The organism is uncultured Sphingomonas sp., from assembly GCF_913062585.1.
Lineage (GTDB): Bacteria > Pseudomonadota > Alphaproteobacteria > Sphingomonadales > Sphingomonadaceae > Sphingomonas.
The window spans coordinates 15,938-35,408 of the sequence record NZ_CAJXWX010000014.1; the positions used below are offsets into that span (position 1 = coordinate 15,938).

General features: G+C 67.1%; 16 protein-coding genes and 1 riboswitch. Of the genes, 12 read left to right on the plus strand and 4 right to left on the minus strand.

Features of this window, described 5'->3' with window-relative positions:
- Positions 1–191: 191 nt before the first annotated feature.
- On the minus strand, positions 192–1,247 hold the full coding sequence (locus QZ546_RS10685; protein ID WP_294236994.1) for a low specificity L-threonine aldolase: 1,056 nt from the start codon (positions 1,245–1,247) through the stop codon (positions 192–194).
- A gap of 45 nt (positions 1,248–1,292) precedes the next feature.
- Positions 1,293–1,400: riboswitch (SAM-I-IV-variant riboswitch) on the minus strand.
- Positions 1,401–1,510: 110 nt separating this feature from the next.
- Between QZ546_RS10685 and QZ546_RS10690 the strand changes: the two genes are divergently transcribed.
- Entirely contained in the window at positions 1,511–2,578 is a 1,068-nt protein-coding gene (locus tag QZ546_RS10690) for a LacI family DNA-binding transcriptional regulator (RefSeq protein ID WP_294236997.1), read from the plus strand.
- A gap of 170 nt (positions 2,579–2,748) precedes the next feature.
- A complete protein-coding gene (locus QZ546_RS10695; RefSeq protein ID WP_294237000.1) occupies positions 2,749–4,173 on the plus strand; it encodes a sugar porter family MFS transporter in 1,425 nt (474 codons plus the stop codon).
- A gap of 192 nt (positions 4,174–4,365) precedes the next feature.
- On the opposite strand, the gene QZ546_RS10700 is transcribed toward QZ546_RS10695, so the two are convergent.
- Both QZ546_RS10700 and QZ546_RS10705 read right to left on the minus strand, forming a co-directional pair.
- Positions 4,366–5,610 (minus strand): ROK family protein, encoded by a 1,245-nt coding sequence (locus QZ546_RS10700; RefSeq protein WP_294237004.1) that lies wholly within the window; start codon positions 5,608–5,610, stop codon positions 4,366–4,368.
- Positions 5,611–5,756: 146 nt separating this feature from the next.
- On the minus strand, positions 5,757–6,959 hold the full coding sequence (locus QZ546_RS10705) for a PQQ-dependent sugar dehydrogenase (RefSeq protein WP_294237008.1): 1,203 nt from the start codon (positions 6,957–6,959) through the stop codon (positions 5,757–5,759).
- A gap of 174 nt (positions 6,960–7,133) precedes the next feature.
- Between QZ546_RS10705 and rimP the strand changes: the two genes are divergently transcribed.
- The 6 genes from rimP (at position 7,134) to rbfA (ending at position 13,710) form a co-directional block, all read left to right on the plus strand.
- Positions 7,134–7,712, plus strand: a complete 579-nt coding sequence (gene rimP / locus QZ546_RS10710; RefSeq protein WP_294237011.1) for a ribosome maturation protein RimP — start codon at positions 7,134–7,136, stop codon at positions 7,710–7,712.
- A complete protein-coding gene (nusA, locus tag QZ546_RS10715; protein WP_294237013.1) occupies positions 7,712–9,328 on the plus strand; it encodes a transcription termination factor NusA in 1,617 nt (538 codons plus the stop codon). Before rimP ends, nusA begins: the two co-directional genes overlap by 1 nt.
- Positions 9,328–9,561: a 4-oxalocrotonate tautomerase family protein gene (locus QZ546_RS10720; protein WP_294237016.1), complete on the plus strand. Its 234-nt coding sequence runs from the start codon at positions 9,328–9,330 to the stop codon at positions 9,559–9,561. Before nusA ends, QZ546_RS10720 begins: the two co-directional genes overlap by 1 nt.
- The gene (locus tag QZ546_RS10725; protein ID WP_294237019.1) at positions 9,542–10,345 is read left to right on the plus strand and encodes a DUF448 domain-containing protein; all 804 of its coding nucleotides are present in this window, start codon (positions 9,542–9,544) and stop codon (positions 10,343–10,345) included. The genes QZ546_RS10720 and QZ546_RS10725 overlap by 20 nt, the downstream gene beginning before the upstream one ends.
- Positions 10,342–13,203 (plus strand): translation initiation factor IF-2, encoded by a 2,862-nt coding sequence (gene infB, locus QZ546_RS10730; RefSeq protein WP_294237021.1) that lies wholly within the window; start codon positions 10,342–10,344, stop codon positions 13,201–13,203. Before QZ546_RS10725 ends, infB begins: the two co-directional genes overlap by 4 nt.
- 102 nt (positions 13,204–13,305) lie before the next feature.
- On the plus strand, positions 13,306–13,710 hold the full coding sequence (rbfA, locus tag QZ546_RS10735) for a 30S ribosome-binding factor RbfA (protein ID WP_294237023.1): 405 nt from the start codon (positions 13,306–13,308) through the stop codon (positions 13,708–13,710).
- A 380-nt stretch (positions 13,711–14,090) separates the two neighbouring features.
- Here rbfA and QZ546_RS10740 read toward each other — a convergent pair whose 3' ends face one another.
- Positions 14,091–14,657, minus strand: coding sequence for a YceI family protein (locus tag QZ546_RS10740; RefSeq protein ID WP_294237026.1), 567 nt, complete (start codon positions 14,655–14,657; stop codon positions 14,091–14,093).
- 63 nt (positions 14,658–14,720) lie between these two features.
- Between QZ546_RS10740 and QZ546_RS10745 the strand changes: the two genes are divergently transcribed.
- From QZ546_RS10745 to pnp, 4 genes are all read left to right on the plus strand, one after another.
- Entirely contained in the window at positions 14,721–15,332 is a 612-nt protein-coding gene (locus QZ546_RS10745; protein ID WP_294237029.1) for a thymidine kinase, read from the plus strand.
- Positions 15,333–15,341: 9 nt separating this feature from the next.
- Positions 15,342–16,346 (plus strand): tRNA pseudouridine(55) synthase TruB, encoded by a 1,005-nt coding sequence (gene truB, locus QZ546_RS10750; RefSeq protein ID WP_294237032.1) that lies wholly within the window; start codon positions 15,342–15,344, stop codon positions 16,344–16,346.
- A gap of 13 nt (positions 16,347–16,359) precedes the next feature.
- Complete coding sequence (gene rpsO, locus QZ546_RS10755) at positions 16,360–16,629, plus strand: 30S ribosomal protein S15 (protein ID WP_007406197.1); 270 nt, start codon at positions 16,360–16,362, stop codon at positions 16,627–16,629.
- A gap of 250 nt (positions 16,630–16,879) precedes the next feature.
- Positions 16,880–19,210: a polyribonucleotide nucleotidyltransferase gene (pnp, locus tag QZ546_RS10760; RefSeq protein ID WP_294237035.1), complete on the plus strand. Its 2,331-nt coding sequence runs from the start codon at positions 16,880–16,882 to the stop codon at positions 19,208–19,210.
- Positions 19,211–19,471 lie beyond the last annotated feature (261 nt).

The following is a 19,471-nucleotide window of genomic DNA, read 5'->3' on the forward strand; positions in this document are numbered from 1 at the left end:
GGCTTTGCAAAAGCAAAGGCTTAGTCGGAGCTGGGTGAGGGGTGGGCGCTCGGGAACCGAGCGCGCGAGCCCTTCGGGCTCGCTCAACCCCTCACCCAAGCTGCGCTAGCCAGTAAACTGGCAAGCTCCGCTAACCCTCTCCCCTGTCCAGGGGCGAGGGAAAGAAAAAGCGTTATGAATGTCGATCGGCCTTACGCCGCCTGCGCCGCGCCCGCAGCGACGGCAGCGATGTCGTCGCCCAGCTGGTCGACCCGCGCCGGGTCGGCGTCCCAGGCGAACATGAAGCGCGCGCCGCCGCCGATGAAGGTATAGAAGCGCCAGCCCCGCGCGCGCAGGCCATCCAGCACCGCCGCCGGGGCGCTCAGGAACACGGCATTCGCTTCGACCGGGAACATCGGTTCGATACCGGGCAGCCCGGCAACCCGCGCCGCCAACGCTCGCGCACAGGCATTGGCGTGGGCCGCGTTGGACAGCCAGGCGCCGCTGTCGAGCATCCCGATCCAGGGCGCGGCCAGATAGCGCATCTTGGACGCCAGCTGCCCCGCCTGTTTGCAGCGATAGTCGAAATCCTGCGCCAGCACGGGGTCGAAGAACAGGATAGCCTCGCCGACCGCCATGCCGTTCTTGGTGCCGCCGAAGCACAGCACGTCGACGCCCGCGCGCCACGTCATGTCGGCGGGCGAGCAGCCCAACGCCGCGCAGGCATTGGCGAAGCGCGCCCCGTCCATGTGCAGGCGCAGGCCCAGCTCGCGGCACACTGCCGACAGTGCGTGGATCTCGGCCAGGCTATAGACCTGGCCCGTCTCGGTCGGCTGGGTGATCGTCACCGCGCGCGGCTTGGGGAAGTGGATGTCCGAGCGGCCCGTAGCCAGCGCACGCACCGCGTCGGGGGTCAGCTTGCCGTCCTCGGTCTGCGCGACGAGCAGCTTGGACCCATTGGAGAAGAATTCGGGCGCGCCGCACTCGTCGGTCTCGACATGGGCGGAGGCCGAGCAGATCACGCTGTGATAGCTCTGGCAGAGCGCCGCCAGCGCCAGCGAGTTGGCCGCCGTGCCATTGAAGGCGAAGAACACCTCGCACTTGGTCTGGAACAGCGTGCGGAAGGCGTCGGCGGCGCGCTCGGTATAGGGGTCCTCGCCATAAGCGGGCACGTAACCGCGATTGGCCTCGTCCATCGCAGCCCAGGCTTCGGGACAGATGCCGGCGTAATTGTCGCTTGCGAACTGCTGGGGTGCGGGCGTTTCCATCACAAATCCTTCGTCCATTCGGGCGAGTCGGATGAGGAAAGTGGCGGTTCGTCCCGTTATTGCCGGTTCGGCCACATCCCCCTCCATGGAGGGGCACCACCTTGCCGGGAGGCAGGTTGGTGCCGGGCAATGGCCCGACTCTTGATGCTGGCGCGGGCGTTAGCGCCCCGTACCGGGATTCGCAAGCGCCGTGACCGCAGTGCACCGACTTTCGGCCCGCAAAGCATTGCGTATCGGCCGTGAAAGGTGGAAGCGTAGGGGACATGACTATCAGGACTTCGCGCCGCGGCAGCAGCGCTCCCACCATCAGCGATGTCGCGCGCGCCGCCGGCGTCTCGTTGATGACCGTATCGCGCGTCATCAATAACGAGGCCAATGTCCGCCCCGCGACCCGCGAAAAGGTCGAGGCGGCGATCGCGCAGCTGAACTATGCCCCCAACCCCGCCGCGCGCAGCCTGGCGGGCGCGGCGCAGATCCGGGTCGGCATGCTCTACAGCAATCCCAGCCAGGGCTTCCTGAGCGAATTCCTGCTCGGCACGCTGGACCAGGCGTCGCGGCTGGACGTGCAGATGGTGGTCGAGAAATGCGAGATCGGCGACCATGAGGTCGAGGTCGCGCGGCATCTGATCAAGGGCGGGATCGACGGCGTCATCCTGCCGCCGCCGCTATGCGAGGCGGGACCCGTGCTGTCGCTGCTGCACGCGGCGGGGGTGCCGACGGTGGTCGTCGCGACCGGTCGTTCGCCCGAGGAGATGCCCGACTCGGCGATGGCGGTGCAGATCGACGACCGCGCCGCTGCCGAGGAAATGACCCGCCACGTCATGACGCTGGGCCATCGCCGCGTCGGCTTCATCTGCGGCAACCCCAATCTGACCGCCAGCGCCCGGCGATATGAGGGATTTCGCGCCGCGCTGGACGCGGTGGGCGTGCCGTTCGACGAGGAACTGGTCGCGCCGGGGCTCTACACCTATCGCTCCGGCCTGGACGCGGCCGAGCGGTTGCTCGACCTGGCCGAGCCGCCGACCGCGATCATCGCGTCGAACGACGACATGGCGGCCGCGACCGTCGCGGTGGCGCATCGCCGGGGGCTGGACGTGCCGAGCGACCTGACCGTGTGCGGCTTCGACGACACGACCCTGTCGACGACCATCTGGCCCGAGCTGACCACCATTCACCAGCCGATCGCCGACATGGCGCGCGCGGCGGTGGAGATGATTGCGACCGTGATCCGCCAGAAGAAGATCGACGCCGCACCCCACCGGAGGCTCGACTATAGCCTGATCCGCCGCCAGTCGGACGCCGCGCCGCGTCGGCGACCGCGCGGGATCTGACGCCATGGTTCGATCCCGCCTTTGGGCACGAACCGCATACGCACCCGCTTGACGGGGCGGTGTTTTAAGATAGCGTTACCATTCAGAGCCGTGCGCATGTGCGCTGGTGACAGGACAGAAACGTGCGGATAGGCGAAGACGCTACCGTGCGGATGAGGAGAGGGCCCGAAGTGACCGATACGACCAGAAATGGGGGCGCGGAAAGCGTCAACCATGGATTCATCGCCGCGATCGTCGTTGTCGCGACCATCGGCGGTTTCATGTTCGGCTATGACTCGGGCGTGATCAACGGCACCCAAAAGGGGCTGGAAGCCGCGTTCGACCTTGGCCGTCTGGGCGTAGGCGTCAATGTCGGCGCGATCCTGGTCGGCTCGGCGATCGGTGCGTTCGGCGCCGGACGGCTGGCCGATGCGATCGGCCGCCGCAACGTCATGATGCTGGCCGCCGGGCTCTTCCTGGTCAGCGCGCTGCTCGCCGGTGCCGCCAGCAGCTCGGCGATCTTCATCCTGGCGCGCATCATCGGCGGCCTGGGCGTCGGCGCGGCCAGCGTCATCTCGCCCGTCTATATCTCCGAAGTGACCCCCGCCTCGATTCGCGGACGGCTGTCGAGCGTGCAGCAGGTGATGATCATCACCGGCCTGACCGGCGCCTTCGTCGCGAATTTCGCGCTGGCCCGCTATGCCGGTGGCTCGACCGCCGAGTTCTGGCTGGGCTTTCCGGCGTGGCGCTGGATGTTCTGGCTTCAGGCGATCCCGGCGGCGATCTATTTCCTGGCGCTCTCGATCATTCCGGAGAGCCCGCGCTTCCTGGTCGCCAAGGGTCGTGAGGCCGATGCGCACATCGTGCTGACCAAGCTGTTCGGCGAGGCCGAGGCGACCCGCAAGGTGGCGGACATCCGCCGCTCGCTGGCCGCCGACCAGCACAAGCCCAAGCTGTCCGACCTGGTCGACAAGACCACCGGCAAGATCCGCCCGATCCTGTGGGCGGGCATCGGCCTGGCCGTGTTCCAGCAGCTGGTCGGCATCAACGTCGTCTTCTATTATGGCGCGACCCTGTGGGAAGCGGTCGGCTTTTCGGAGGATTATGCGCTCCAGACCAACATCCTGTCGGGTGTGTTGTCGATCGGCGCGTGCCTGTTCACCATCGCGACCGTCGACAAGATCGGCCGCAAGCCGCTGCTGCTGATCGGTTCGGCGGGCATGGCGGTGACGCTGGCGATCGTCGCCTATGCCTTTTCGACCGCCGTCACCGGCGCGAACGGGGCGGTCAGCCTGCCCGGCAATAATGGCGTGATCGCGCTGGTTGCGGCGAATCTGTACGTCATCTTCTTCAACGCCAGCTGGGGCCCGGTCATGTGGGTGATGCTGGGCGAGATGTTCCCGAACCAGATCCGCGGCTCGGGCCTGGCGGTGTCGGGTTTTGCGCAGTGGATCGCCAATGCCGCGATCTCGGTCAGCTTCCCCGCGCTGGCGGTGTCGCCGGGGCTGAGCGTGACCTATTTCGGCTATGCCTTCTTTGCGGCGGTGTCGTTCTTCTTCGTCCGCGCGATGGTCAACGAGACGCGGGGGCGCGAGTTGGAGGACATGGCGGGCTGATCATCCCGTCGCTGAGAGCCGACAAGGCCCGCTTCCCACGAGGAGGCGGGCCTTTTTTCTTTGGCTTCCCTCGCCCCGTTCCGCCTGCGCGAAGTCGAAGGCCAAGGGGACATGTTGGCCAAAAGCCCGCGGAGAGGGGCCGGCCTGGCCTTCGACTTCGCTCAGGCGGAACGGAGGTTCGGGGGTGGGGCTTTAACCCCGCCCGGCCTGGATCAGGATCGAGTCCGACGGCAAGAGCTGGTCCATGAAGGGCAGCATCGCCGCGCCGATCGCGGGGGCGTCCTGCGCGCTGCGGGCGGGGCGGATCGCGGGACGGGCGGGCAGTTCGATCCCGGCCAGCGCCATGCTCAACCCCTCGGTCAGTCGGTGGAGCAGCCAGCCGGGCAGGCGCCCGCCGATCAGGATCGCATGGGGATCGAATAGCGTGGTGACCGCGACGATGGGCTGGAGCAGCGACGCGATCGAATCCTCGATCCACCGGTCGATGACCGAACACAGCATCGGGTCGTCGCCATCGCCCAGCGTCTCGGGCGAATCGAGTCGGTAGCCCGCCGCCTTCAGCCGCACCTCCAGCCCCGCCAGCGACACCGTATCCTGCACGATCGCGCCGGGTCGCCCCGCCGTGGGGTCGGGAATCAGCCCGATCTCACCCGACCGGTGATGCGCGCCGCGATGATAGGTGCGGTCGATGACCAGCCCGCCGCCCAGCCCCGCGGTGATCAGCAGGTAGAAGAAGCTAGGGCTGGCAAAGTCATGGTCGTGCTGTGCCTCGCCCAGTGCGGCGGCGGCGGCGTCGTTGTCGCGGTACATCGGCCAGGGCAGCAACGGTGCCAGCAACGTCTCCAGATCGACCCCGACCCAGGCGTCGTAACCCCGTGTCTGGTTGGGGAGCGAGCGGTCGACCCCGTCGGGCATCGCGACGCCGACGCCCAGCACGCGAGCCCGGTCGACCGCCCCCCCGGCCAGCGCCGGTTCCAATGCGTCACCGATAAAGGCGAGCACGTCATCCGGGCTGGGAAAGGCGATCTCGCGCGTGGCACGGGCGCGCACCGCGCCGCTCAGGTCGAGGATCGCGATGGCCAGATGGTCACGGTCGATGGTCAGGCCGATGCCATAGGCGCCGTCCGGGCAGAGCTCGATGCGCAGTGCCGGTTGCCCGCGCCCGCGATGCAGTCGTCCGGCGGTGCGGATCAGCCCCATCTCGATCAGCCGCCCGGTGATGTTGGCGATGGTTGGCGGGGTCAGCCCGGTCTGGTTGGAAATGGCGATCCGCGTCGTTTCGCGGTGCAGGCGGATGACCTGCAGGACGGTGCGCAGATTATAGTCGCCCGCGCGTTCCAGATTGGTGCCGGACAATCCCCGCGACAGGCGCGAGTCGCGCGAATGGGCCTCGACGGCAAGCTCCCGCTCGGGCGGCATGGGCTGCGGCGGTCGCATATGATTCGTCTCCCTAGGGTGGAGCGAATCCCGGATCGCCCGTCTTTTCCTCAGGATCGCCGCGCGGGGCGCGTGAGGTCAAGACCTATTGTAAGACCAAAAGAAAACCGCCCCGGCGATGATGGCCATGCCGGGGCGAAGGGCGCTCAGGCGGGTGTCAGCCGGATGAGGCGCCCCTGCGATTCGCCGCCATCCTCCAGGACATAGATGGCACCGTCGGGGCCCTGTTCGACCTCGCGGATGCGGGCGCCCATATCCCACTGGTCGCCCTTGCTCGCCTCGGTACCGTTCAGGTCGACACGGACCAGCGACTTGCTCGACAGGCCGCCGATGAACGCATCGCCGCGCCATTGCGGGAACAGCGATCCCGAATAGATCATCAGCCCGCCTGGCGAGATGACCGGGTTCCACCAGACCTTGGGCGCTTCATATCCGTCGCCCGCGCGGTGGTCGGGAATGTCGCGGCCGTCATAATGCGATCCGTTGGAGGCGTTGGGCCAGCCATAATTGCGGCCCGGCAGGATCAGATTGACCTCGTCGCCGCCCTTGGGCCCCATTTCCTGCTCCCAGAGATTACCCGAAGCATCGAAGGCGAGGCCGAGCAGGTTGCGATGGCCATAGGACCAGACCGCCGGGTCGAACCCCTGCGCCGCCAGCGGATTGCCGGCGGCGGGCTTGCCGTCCGGGGTCAGGCGAAGGACCTTGCCCAGCGTCGCCTTGGGATCCTGGGCGGGCGTGAATTTCTGTCGCTCGCCTGCCGTGAAGAACAGATATCGGCCATCGGGGGAGAAGGCGATGCGGCCCGAATAATGGCCGTCGCCGGTGACGGCGGGGCTCGCGCCCCAGAGCGTCTCGATGCCCGTCAGCTGGGCCGTACCGTTCGCCTCCTGCAGGCGACCGCGCGCCAGCACGACATGTTTGCCGCCATCGGTCGCGGCCGAATAGCTGAAATAGACGCGGCCCGACTGCGCGAAGTCGGGGGCAAGGACCACGTCCATCAATCCGCCCTGGCCCGCCGAATCGACCGCGATCCGCGCGATCGTCTGGCGCTGTTGCCCGTCCGCGCTGACCAGCAGCATCCGCCCGTCCTTCTCCGTGACCAGCATCCGTCGGTCGGGCAGGAAGGTCATCGCCCAGGGTGCATCGAAATCGGCGATCACGGTGCGTCCAAAGGGCTGGCCGTCGACCACCGTCGCGGGCGGCGTGGCGGTGGCGGACGGCGAGGGGGACGGCGTGCCCCCGGGCGTCACGGCCACGGGAGGCGTGCCCCCGGCCTCATCGGGCACGGGCCCGTTGCCCGAACAGGCGAGAAGGGCCACCGGCAGGGCGGCAAACAACGGCAGTTTCATGATCAACTCTCCCGGTGGGCCCCTGACCGGCCCGATGGGCCGCCAACGCTTCGACAGGGACGCTTGTTTCGTCAGCGCTTCACGTGTATAGACTGCGGCATTCTCTTACATCGTCGGGTGAAAGAGGCTGCGGGACGGGTTCCGCGGCGGCGCACCGGCACATCTGGAGCTTTCATGGCGGACATCGCCCTTCTGACGCAACTCATCGAACCCGAGGCGAAAGCGCTCGGCTTCGAGCTCGTGCGCGTGAAGATGTATGGCGGCACGTCGGACCCCACGCTGCAGGTGATGGCCGAGCGTCCCGACACGCGCCAGCTCAACATCGACGACTGCGCCGACCTGTCGCGCCGCATCTCGGACGTGATGGACGCGCTGGAGGAGCAGGGCCGCGATCCGATCGACCATGCGTACCGGCTGGAGGTCTCCTCGCCCGGTATCGACCGCCCGCTGACCCGGCTGAAGGATTTCGCCGACTGGTCGGGGCATGAGGCGCGGATCACGCTCGCCGAGAAGCTGAACGGCCGCAAGCAGTTCAAGGGTGATCTGGCCGGGGTCGAGGGCGACACCGTTATCATCGTCGACGGGGAAGAGGTTCGCCACGAACTGCCCTTCGCCGCCATTGAGGACGCCAAGCTCGTCATGACCGACCGGCTGATCGCCGCGACGGTGCCGCTGTCCTTCGAGGGCGCGGAAGAGGTTTATTATCAGGACGCGCCCGAACAGGACGGCGCCACCACGGAAGGACGGCACTGATGGCTACCGCCATTTCCGCCAACAAGGCGGAACTGATCGCGATCGCGAATGCGGTCGCCTCGGAAAAGATGATCGACAAGGGCATCGTCATCGAGGCGATGGAGGACGCGATCCAGCGCGCCGCCCGTGCCCGCTACGGTGCCGAGAACGACATTCGCGCCAAGCTCGATCCGAACTCGGGCGACCTGCGCCTGTGGCGCGTCGTCGAGGTGGTCGAGCAGGTCGATGACTATTATAAGCAGATCGACCTGAAGGGGGCCGAGAAGCTGCAAAAGGGTGCCGCGATCGGCGACTTCATCGTCGATCCGCTGCCCCCGATCGAATTCGGTCGCATCGCGGCGCAGGCGGCCAAGCAGGTCATCTTCCAGAAGGTCCGCGACGCCGAGCGCGACCGTCAGTATGATGAGTTCAAGGACCGCCAGGGCGAGATCATCACCGGCGTCGTCAAGCGCGTCGAGTTCGGCCACATCGTCGTCGATCTGGGCCGCGCCGAGGGCGTGATCCGTCGCGACCAGCAGATCCCGCGCGAAGTCGTCCGCGTGAACGACCGCATCCGCTCGCTGATCCTGAACGTGCGTCGCGAGAATCGCGGGCCGCAGATCTTCCTGTCCCGTGCGCATCCGGACTTCATGAAGAAGCTGTTCGCGCAGGAAGTGCCCGAAATCTATGACGGCATCATCGAGATCAAGGCCGCCGCGCGCGATCCGGGCAGCCGCGCCAAGATCGGCGTGATTTCGCACGACTCGAGCATCGACCCGGTTGGCGCCTGCGTCGGCATGAAGGGCAGCCGCGTGCAGGCCGTCGTGCAGGAAATGCAGGGCGAGAAGATCGACATCATCCCCTGGTCGCCCGACACCGCAACCTTCGTGGTCAACGCGCTTCAGCCCGCGAACGTCAGCCGCGTCGTGATCGACGAGGAAGAGGACCGGATCGAGGTCGTCGTTCCCGACGATCAGCTGTCGCTCGCCATCGGCCGTCGCGGCCAGAATGTCCGCCTCGCCAGCCAGCTGACCGCCAAGGCGATCGACATTCTGACCGAGGCCGATGCCTCCGAGAAGCGTCAGAAGGAGTTCGTGGCGAACTCCGAGCTGTTCCAGAACGAACTGGACGTGGACGAGACGCTGGCCCAGCTGCTGGTCGCCGAAGGCTTCGGCGCGCTGGAAGAGGTCGCCTATGTCGAGCTCGACGAGCTGGCCGCGATCGAAGGCTTCGACGAGGACCTGGCGCAGGAGCTGCAGAGCCGGGCGCAGGAAGCGCTCGACCGCCGCGAGCAGGCTGCGCGTGATGAACGTCGTGCGCTGGGCGTCGAGGACGCGCTGGCCGAGATGCCTTACCTGACCGAGGCGATGCTGGTCACGCTGGGCAAGGCGGGCATCAAGACGCTCGACGATCTCGCCGACCTCGCGACCGACGAACTGGTCGAGAAGAAGCGTACCGAGCCGCGTCGTCGTGGCGACGATACCCCGCGCGCCGCGCCGAAGGGCGGCATCCTCGCCGAGTACGGCCTGAGCGACGAGCAGGGCAACGAGATCATCATGGCCGCGCGCGCCCACTGGTTCACCGATGAGGAAGAGCCCGTTGCCGAGGCGGCCGAAGCGGAGGGCGACGAAGCCTGATGCCGTTCGTCTCGATCCGTCTGGCGGGCACCGCCTCCAAGCAGCAAAAGGCCGAGATCGTCGCCGACGTGACTCGTTCGCTGGTGGAGCGGCTGGGCAAGAACCCGGCCGCCGTCCAGATCGTGATCGAGGAGGTCTCTCCTGAAAATTACGGCGCGGGCGGTCAGCTGATCGCCGACCGTGATGCGCCCACTAGCCCCCGGGGAGACGCACATGCGGAACCGGGACAATGAGCGCGCTGGCGTAAACGATACTCCGGCCTCCAAGGGCCGGAGCCCCCGCAATGCCGCGAAGGCCGCCCGCGACTCGATCGACGGGCCGGTCCGCCGCTGCATCCTGTCGGGCGAGCATGACGCACGGCCGCACCTGATCCGTCTGGCGCTGGCGCCCGACGGTCGGGTGCTGCCCGATGTTCGGGCGAAAGCGCCGGGGCGGGGCGGCTGGATCGCCGTGACCCGTGCCGAGCTTGAGGCGGCCATCGCCAAGGGCAAGTTGAAGGGGGCACTGGCGCGCGCGTTCAAGACGGGCGAGTTCACCATCCCGGACGACCTGCCCGCGCTGATCACCGCCGCGCTGGAGCGCAACGCGCTCGACCGGCTGGGACTCGAGTCGCGTTCGGGGATGCTGTTGACCGGATCGGACAAGATCGCGACGGCGGCGCGCTCGGGGCAATTGCACGCGCTCTATCATGCGGCGGATGCGGGCGAGGATGGCTGTCGCAAGCTGGCGCAGGCGTGGCGCGTGGGATCGGGGCGTGAAGGTTCCGATCTCAAGGGGTTGGCACTGCCCGCCACACGCCCCATATTGTCAATGGCGTTGGGCCGCGAAAATGTGGTACACATCGGCCTGACAGATCGTAACGCGGCAAAGCGGGTGAGCGAAGCGCTCGACCGCTGGCTGCATTTTATCGGACCCGACCCTGTGGCAACGCCTTGCGAAACGGCCTCGCAAGGCGCATCGGCGTCCGACCTTACTGGTGACCGACCGGCCGTGACCGTACACGAGGATTTTGAGTGAGCGAGACCGACAACGACAAGCCGAAACTCGGAATGCGCCAGCCCCTGGGGCTGAAGCGCACGGTCGAGACCGGCAAGGTGAAGCAGAGCTTCAGCCACGGCCGCTCGAACACCGTGATCGTCGAGACGAAGCGCCGTCGCGTCCTGGGCCCGCAGGGTGGAGCGCCCGAGGCGGCTGCCCCTGCGCCGACCCCGGCACCGGTGGCCGCGCCTGCGCCCGCACCGGTCGCCCCGCCGCGCCCGGTTCCGTCGAACGAGACGGCGCAGGAGCGTCAGGCCCGTCTGCTGCGCGAGGCCGAGGAGCAGCGCCTGGCGATGCAGGAAGAGATGCGTCGCCGCGAGGACGCCGAGCGTCAGCAGCGCGCCGAGGAAGAGCGTGCCCGTGCCGAGGAACGCGCCCGCGCCGAGGCGGAAGCCGCCAAGGCGCCTGCGCCCGCTCCGGAGCCGACTCCGGCCCCTGCGCCCGAGCCCGTCGCCGAAGTGCCGGTCGAAACCCCGGTACAGCCGGTGGAGGCCGCGCCGACCATCTCGGTCCAGGCGCGTCCCTTCCGCCCGGTCGAGCGTCCGGTGATCCCGGCGCCCGAGCCCAAGGTCGAGGAACCGAAGGTCGCGGTATCCGCACCGGCACCGGCACCGGCGCCCGCCCCCGCGCCGGTTGCGGCAAAGCCCGCGCCTGCGCCCGCTCCGGTCCCTGCGCCCGTGGTGCAGACCCCGCCGGTCCTGGGTCGCGATCCGTCGATGCCCGCGCCGCGCCGCTTCTCGCCGGTGCAGCGTCCCGAAATCCCGAAGCCCGCGCCCAAGCCCGCGCCTGCTCCGGCCGCCGCGGCGGCTCCGGCGGCGCAGCCGGCCAGCAACACCGCTTCGGCCCCGTCGGGCGGCGCGCCGCGTGCCATGCCCGCAGGCCAGCCGACTCCGCGCAATGCGCCACCCAGCCGTCCGCAGCAGCGTGATCGCAAGGGTGACGAGCGTCGCGGCGGCAAGCTGACCGTCACGCGCGCTCTGAACGAGGACGGCGCCCGCGCCCGCTCGCTCGCTGCGCTGAAGCGTGCCCGCGAAAAGGAAAAGCGTGGCTTTGGCGGCCCGCGTGAGCCGCAGGTCAAGCAGGTCCGCGACGTGCAGGTGCCGGAAGCGATCACCGTCCAGGAACTGGCCAACCGCATGGCCGAAAAGGGCGCGGACCTGGTCAAGGCGCTGTTCAAGATGGGCATGCCCGTCACGATGACGCAGACCATCGACCAGGACACGGCCGAGCTGCTGGTGACCGAATTCGGTCACAACATCGTCCGCGTCTCGGACAGCGACATCGATCTGGCGCTCGACACCAGCGAGGATGCGGCGGAATCGCTGCGCCCACGCCCGCCGGTCGTGACGATCATGGGCCATGTCGACCATGGCAAGACTTCGCTGCTCGACGCGCTGCGCGGCACCGACGTGGTGCGTGGCGAGGCCGGTGGCATCACCCAGCATATCGGCGCCTATCAGGTCACGCTGAAGGACAAGTCGAAGATTACCTTCCTCGACACGCCGGGCCACGAGGCCTTTACCCAGATGCGTGCCCGTGGTGCCGACGTCACGGATATCGTGGTGCTGGTGGTCGCGGCCGATGACGGGCTGATGCCGCAGACGATCGAGGCGATCAACCACACCAAGGCGGCGGGCAAGCCGATGATCGTGGCGATCAACAAGATCGACAAGCACGACGCCAATGCCCAGCGCGTCCGCGAGCGCCTGCTCGAGCATGACGTGCAGGTCGAGGACATGGGCGGTGAAACCCAGGACGTCGAAGTCTCGGCGCTCAAGAAGATCGGTCTGGATACGCTGATCGAGAAGATCCAGCTTCAGGCCGAACTGCTCGAACTGTCCGCCAACCCCGACCGTCCTGCCGAAGGCAGCGTGGTCGAGGCCAAGCTCGACAAGGGCCGTGGTCCGGTCGCGACCGTGCTCGTCACGCGCGGCACGCTGAAGGTCGGCGACGTGTTCGTCGTCGGCGCGGAAAGCGGGAAGGTCCGCGCGCTGGTCGACGACAAGGGCCGTCAGGTGAAGGAAGCGGGTCCGGCGATGCCGGTCGAGGTTCTCGGCCTGTCGGGCGTACCCCAGGCGGGCGACCTGTTGCAGGTCGTCGAGAACGAGGCGCGCGCTCGTGAAGTCGCCGAGTATCGCCAGAGCGTTGTGCTCCAGAAGCGCACCACCTCGGCCCCGGCCAGCCTGGAGTCGATGTTCTCGGCACTGAAGGCGAACCAGGCCAAGGAATATCCGCTGGTCGTGAAGGCGGATACGCAGGGCACGGTCGAGGCGATCGTGGCGTCGATTACCAAGATCCAGTCGGATCTGATCAAGGCGCGCATCCTGCACTCGGGCGTCGGTGGTATCACCGAGTCGGACGTGACGCTGGCGGCGGCTTCGGGCGCGCCGATCATCGGCTTCAACGTCCGTGCCAATGCCAAGGCGCGCGAGATCGCCGAGCGGAACAAGGTGGCGTTGAAGTACTACGACGTCATCTACGACCTGATCGACGAGATCCGGGCGGGCATGGCCGGTGAGCTGGGCCCCGAGGCGTTCGAAACGGTCGTCGGCCGCGCCGAAATCCGCGAGGTCTTCTCGGCGGGCAAGATCGGCAAGGCCGCCGGTCTGCTGGTCACCGAGGGTGTCATCCGCAAGGCGCTGAAGGCCCGCATCACGCGCAACGACGTCATTATCTACCAGGGCGAGATCAACTCGCTCCGCCGGTTCAAGGACGATGTCGCCGAGGTTCGCGCCGGTCTGGAGTGCGGTGTGACGTTCACGCAGAACTTCACCGACATCAAGCCGGGCGACTATCTCGAAACCTTCGAGGTCGAACTGCGCGAGCGTTCGCTCTGATGATCGCGGGGCGGCAGGACAGGTCCTGCCGCCCACGCTTCATGCCGGAATGAATCGCGGTCGCCCGTCCGGCGGCCGCGATTTTCGTTTGAGAAGAAACATATGGTCCAGTCCAAAAACCCCGCCGAACCCTCGGTCCGCCTGCTGCGCGTGGGCGAGCAGGTCCGTCACATCCTGTCTGAAATCCTCGCGCGCGGCGACGTGCATGACGATACGCTGGCCAAGCACATGGTCAGCGTGACCGAGGTGCGCATGTCCCCCGACCTGCGCCACGCGACCGTCTTCGTGAAGCCGCTGCTGGGCAAGGACGAGGAGGTGGTGATCAAGGCGCTGCGCACCAACACCGCCTATTTGCAGCGCGAGGTCGCGCACCGGGTAAAGATGAAATATGCCGCAAAGCTGAAATTCCTGGCGGACGAGAGCTTCGACGAGGGCAGCCATATCGACTCGCTGCTCCGCTCGCCCAAGGTGTCGCAGGATCTGGAAGAGGATGCAGGGGAGGCGTGATCGCTTTCCGGCCCGGAATTGTGACTTTGGCCTATCCCTACCTCCGTTCAGCCTGAGCGAAGTCGAAGGCCAAGGGAAAAGGTTCGCGCAGAGGCGCGGAGTGCGCAGAGAAGAAGCACCCCACGTTTAAACGTCGCCCCACCCCGGCGAAGGCCGGGGCCCAGTCTCCCTGTCGTAGATGGCGCGCTGCGCCGAGGGAGGCAATCGCTCTGCGCCTCCGCCTGTCCATAGCAACTGGACCCCGGCCTTCGCCGGAGTGGGGCACTGGGGGGATTCGGAGAAAGCTCCTCTGCGTCCTCTGCGCCTCTGCGCGAACCAAGATTGGACCGAAACCCTTCACCGTCGAGTACGCTAAGGCCGAACGGCCATTGGGGCCGGCTCTATTCCCGCCCAGGCACCAGATCGGCGTCGATCATGATCGTCACCTGTCGCCCGACGATCAGCGGATAGGCGGCCATCCCGAAGTCCCGCCGGTCGATCCGCGTAGATGCCGCGATATGCACCGGCTCCCGCCCCGTCATCGCGGCGAAGTCGCGCGAAAAGTCGACGGCCAGCGTCGCGGGGCGGGTCACGCCGCGCGCCGCGATGGTCCCCGACACTTGCGCGCTGTGCGGTCCGGTGCGAGTCATGGTCGCGCCGTGAAAGATCACCTGCGGATAGCGATCGACATCGAAGAAATCGGGCCCGCGCAGCCGCGAGCGGGTCAGCGAATCCCCCGCCTCCAGCGCCTGGGCGTCGATCCGCACGTCGAGCGTCACGCCTTGCGCATCCCGCTCGGACAGCGAGACTCGCCCGTCCAGCCTGGGGAAAAGCGCCGTCTTGCTGCCCAGGCCGAAAAACCCGACCTTCGCCTGCACCCGCGCACGGGTCGGGTCGATATGATAGGCGATGCCGCCGGTCGGCGCGGCACTGGTCGTCAGCAGCGCCGCCGCCATGGCCATACGCATCGCCCTGTTCATCCTTGATTCGCCCCGCTCGAAAAACGGGCCGCCTTCCGATAAGGGCGGCCTATGGCCAAGCTCTATTTCTACTATGCCAGCATGAATGCCGGGAAATCGACCATGCTGTTGCAGGCCGATTTCAACTATCGCGAGCGGGGGATGAACACGATGCTGTTCACCGCCGCGATCGATGACCGTTTTGCGTATGGCACGATCGCCTCGCGCATCGGCCTATCGCAGCCCGCGACGCCCTTTCAGGCGACGACCGATCTGGAGGCCTGCGCGCTCGAGCGGCATGGCCGGACGCCGCTGGCCTGTATCCTGGTCGACGAGGCGCAGTTCCTGACGCCGGATCAGGTGGACCAGCTGGCGCGGCTGGCGGACCGACACCGCATCCCGGTGCTGTGCTACGGTCTGCGCACCGATTTCAAGGGGCAGCTCTTCCCCGGTTCCGCGCGACTGCTGGCGCTGGCCGATGCGCTCAGCGAGATCAAGTCGGTGTGCGTTTGCGGCGCCAAGGCGACGATGAACCTGCGCGTCGACGGCGAAGGCCGCGCGATCGCCGAGGGCGCGCAAACCGAGATTGGCGGCAACGACCGTTATGTCGCGCTGTGCCGCCGCCATTTCGGCGAGGCGCTGGCAGGCGCGCCGGTGCTTGAGGGGATGGCGAAGCCCGACTAACGCCGTCCGATGCATGGATGGATCATTCTCGACAAGCCGCTGGGGCTCGGCTCGACGCAAGGGGTGAGCGCGGTCAAGCGCGTGCTGCGCCAGGGCGGCTATGGCAAGGGCATCAAGGTCGGCCATGGCGGCACGCTCGATCCGCTGGCGACCGGCGTGTTGCCGATCGCGGTGGGCGAGGCGACGAAGCTGGCCGGGCGGATGCTCGACAGCGACAAGGTGTATGATTTCACCATCCGTTTCGGCGAACAGACGTCGACGCTGGATGCGGAGGGCGAGGTAGTGGCGACCAGCGACGTGCGCCCCACGCGCGACGCGCTGGAGGCGGTGCTGCCGCGTTTCACCGGGCCGATCGACCAGGTGCCGCCCGCCTATTCGGCGCTGAAGATCGACGGCGAGCGCGCCTATGACCTGGCGCGCGCCGGGGAAGAAGTGGTGCTGGCGAGTCGCGCCGTGACGATTCATTCGCTCCAATCCTCCCCGGAACGGGGAGGGGGACCGTTCGCGCCAGCGAATGGTGGAGGGGGGAAGCCTCTAGGTGATTCCGTGGAGGAAGCCCCCCTCCACCATCCTTCGGATGGTCCCCCTCCCCGTGCCGGGGAGGAATTGTTTGAAATCACCCTCACCGCGCATGTCTCGAAGGGCACCTATATCCGCTCCCTCGCCCGCGACATCGCCCTCGCGCTGGGCACGGTCGGCCATGTCACCATGCTCCGCCGGATCAAGGCCGGACCCTTCACAATCGCCCCGGCAATAACGCTGGACAAATTGAACGAAATGGGGCAGGCGCGCACCCTTGAACAGATACTCCTGCCGCTGAGGGCGGGGCTGGACGACATCCCGGCTCTTGCTCTCGACCCCGACCAGGCAGGGGCGCTCCGTCAGGGGCGTGTGCTGGCCGGGATTGCCGTGGACGATGGCCAATATTTCGCGATGCTGGGTGCGAACCCGGTGGCGCTGGTAGAGGCGCTGGACGGAAACGTCCGGGTCGTGCGCGGCTTCAACCTCGATTGAAGAAAGGATCACGATGTCGATCACCGCTGAACGCCGCCAGGAAATCATCAAGGATCATGCCCGCGCCGAGGGTGACACGGGTTCGCCCGAAGTCCAGGTCGCGATCCTGACCCAGCGTATTCAGAACCTGACCGAGCACTTCAAGACGCACGCGAAGGACAATCATTCGCGCCGCGGTCTGCTGATGCTGGTCAACAAGCGCCGCTCGCTGCTCGACTATCTGCGTCACAAGGATGGCGACCGCTATCTGGCGCTGATCGCCAAGCTCGGCCTCCGCAAGTAAGAGCGGGGCGCTAAGCCACCCAAAAAGGGCACTCCCATCGGGGGGTGCCCTTTTTTTATCGGCTGGTGTATGAAGCACCGGGCCGACCGGATGCCGCAAAGGCGCATCCCCAAAGCCTCATGTCATCAAACCCGGTACAAAGGCCGGGTAGAGCAATCGGAAGGGCGGCAATTCGGCCGACCTCCAGAGCCAATTTTGGCTCAACCCATAGGCCCCGGCGGGATAGGCCCGTCGGAGTGAAGGATATTCCATGTTCAATACCAAGAAAGTGGCCATCGAGTGGGGCGGCAAGACGCTGACCCTCGAAACCGGCAAGGTGGCCCGTCAGGCCGACGGCGCGGTGATCGCGACGCTCGGCGAGACGGTGGTGCTGTGCGCCGTGACGGCCGCGAAGACCGTGAAGGAAGGCCAGGACTTCTTCCCGCTCACCGTTCACTATCAGGAGAAGTTCTCGTCGGCGGGCCGCATCCCCGGCGGTTTCTTCAAGCGCGAGCGCGGTGCGACCGAGCGTGAGACGCTGATCAGCCGCCTGATCGACCGTCCGATCCGCCCGCTGTTCCCCGAAGGTTTCTACAACGAGATCAACTGCATCTGTCAGGTGCTCTCCTATGACGGCGAGAACGAGCCCGACATCCTGGCGCTGGTCGCCGCGTCGGCCGCGCTCACCATCTCGGGCGTGCCCTTCATGGGCCCGATCGGCGCCGCGCGCGTCGGTTATGTCGATGGCGAGTATCAGCTGAACCCGACCGACGCCGAGGCGCTGGCCGGTGACCTGGACCTGGTCGTCGCCGCCACCCACAATGCGGTGATGATGGTCGAGTCGGAAGCCAAGGAGCTGTCCGAGGAAGTGATGCTGGGCGCGGTCATGTTCGCGCACAAGGCATCGCAGCAGATCATCGACGCGATCATCGACCTGGCCGAGCAGGCCGCCAAGGATCCGTGGGAGCTGAAGGTCGGCGACGACCAGAAGACCGTGAAGGCCGAGCTGAAGAAGCTGGTCGGCAAGGACATCACCGCCGCCTATAAGCTGACCGACAAGCAGGCGCGCCAGACCGCGCTGGGCGAGGCCCGCGCCAAGGCGAAGGCCGCCATGGCCGAGCGCACCCCGCAGGAGCAGCTGGTCGCCGCCAAGCTGGTCAAGAAGCTGGAAGCCGAGATCGTCCGCACCGCGATCCTGAAGGACGGCCGCCGTATCGACGGTCGCTCGACCACGCAGATCCGTCCGATCGAGGCCGAAGTCCACTTCCTGCCGCGTTCGCACGGCTCGGCGCTGTTCACGCGCGGCGAGACCCAGACGATCGCGACCACCACGCTGGGCACCCGCGACGCCGAGCAGATGATCGACGGCCTGAACGGCCTGTCGTACCAGCACTTCATGCTGCACTATAACTTCCCGCCCTATTCGGTCGGCGAAGTGGGCCGCTTCGGCGCGCCGGGCCGTCGCGAGATCGGCCATGGCAAGCTGGCCTGGCGTGCGTTGCACCCGGTGCTGCCGACCAAGGAAGAATTCCCCTACACCATCCGCGTGACCAGCGACATCACCGAGTCGAACGGCTCGTCGTCGATGGCCACCGTCTGCGGCGGCTCGCTGTCGCTGATGGATGCGGGCGTTCCGCTGAAGCGTCCGGTCTCGGGCATCGCCATGGGCCTGATCCTGGAAGGCAAGGACTTCGCCGTCCTGTCCGACATCCTGGGTGACGAGGATCACCTGGGCGACATGGACTTCAAGGTGGCGGGCACCTCCGAGGGCATCACCTCGCTCCAGATGGACATCAAGATCGCCGGTATCACCGAGGAGATCATGAAGGTCGCGCTGGCACAGGCCAAGGAAGGCCGTGCGCACATCCTGGGCGAGATGAACAAGGCGCTGTCGTCGACCCGCACCGAGCTGTCGGCCCACGCGCCGCGCATCGAGACGATGACGATCGACAAGTCGAAGATCCGCGACGTGATCGGCACCGGCGGCAAGGTGATCCGCGAGATCGTCGCCACCACCGGCGCCAAGGTCGACATCGACGACGAGGGCGTGATCAAGATCAGCTCGTCGGATGGTTCGCAGATCGAAGCCGCGATGAACTGGATCAAGGGCATCGTCGAAGAGGCCGAGGTCGGCAAGATCTACAACGGCAAGGTCGTCAACCTGGTCGATTTCGGTGCGTTCGTGAACTTCATGGGCGGCAAGGACGGTCTGGTCCACGTCTCGGAGATCAAGAACGAGCGCGTCGAGAAGGTCTCGGACGTCCTGAGCGAAGGCCAGGAAGTGAAGGTCAAGGTCCTCGAGATCGACCCGCGCGGCAAGGTTCGCCTGTCGATGCGCGTCGTTGACCAGGAAACCGGCGCCGAGCTGGAGGACAATCGTCCGGCGCGCGAACCGCGCGAACCGCGCGGCGACCGTGGCCCGCGCGGCGACCGTGAAGGCGGTCGCGGTCCGCGCCGTGACGGTGGCGACCGTGGTGGTGAACGCGGCGGCGAAGGCCGCAGCGGCCCGCGCCGCGACCGTGGCGACCGTCCCCGTCGCGAAGGCGGCGAGCAGGGGAATCCGGAATTCGCACCGGCCTTCCTGACCGGCGATCGCGACTGATCCTTTGCCGTGAGGTAGGAGAAGGGCTCGGGGGAAACCCCGGGCCCTTTTTCGTTTGGGGGATGCCCCTCCACCCCCCGGCTGCGCCGGGCGGTCCCCCTCCCCATCGGGGATGGGGAGGATTTGGAGAACCCATTCCTCCCCAAGCTATGCTTGGGGAGGGGGACCACCGCGCAGCGGTGGTGGAGGGGCGGGACCTTCCCGTGGCTCCTTCGGCTGCCTGCCAAGCCGGGCTCAGGACAGGCTTTGACTTCGCTCAGG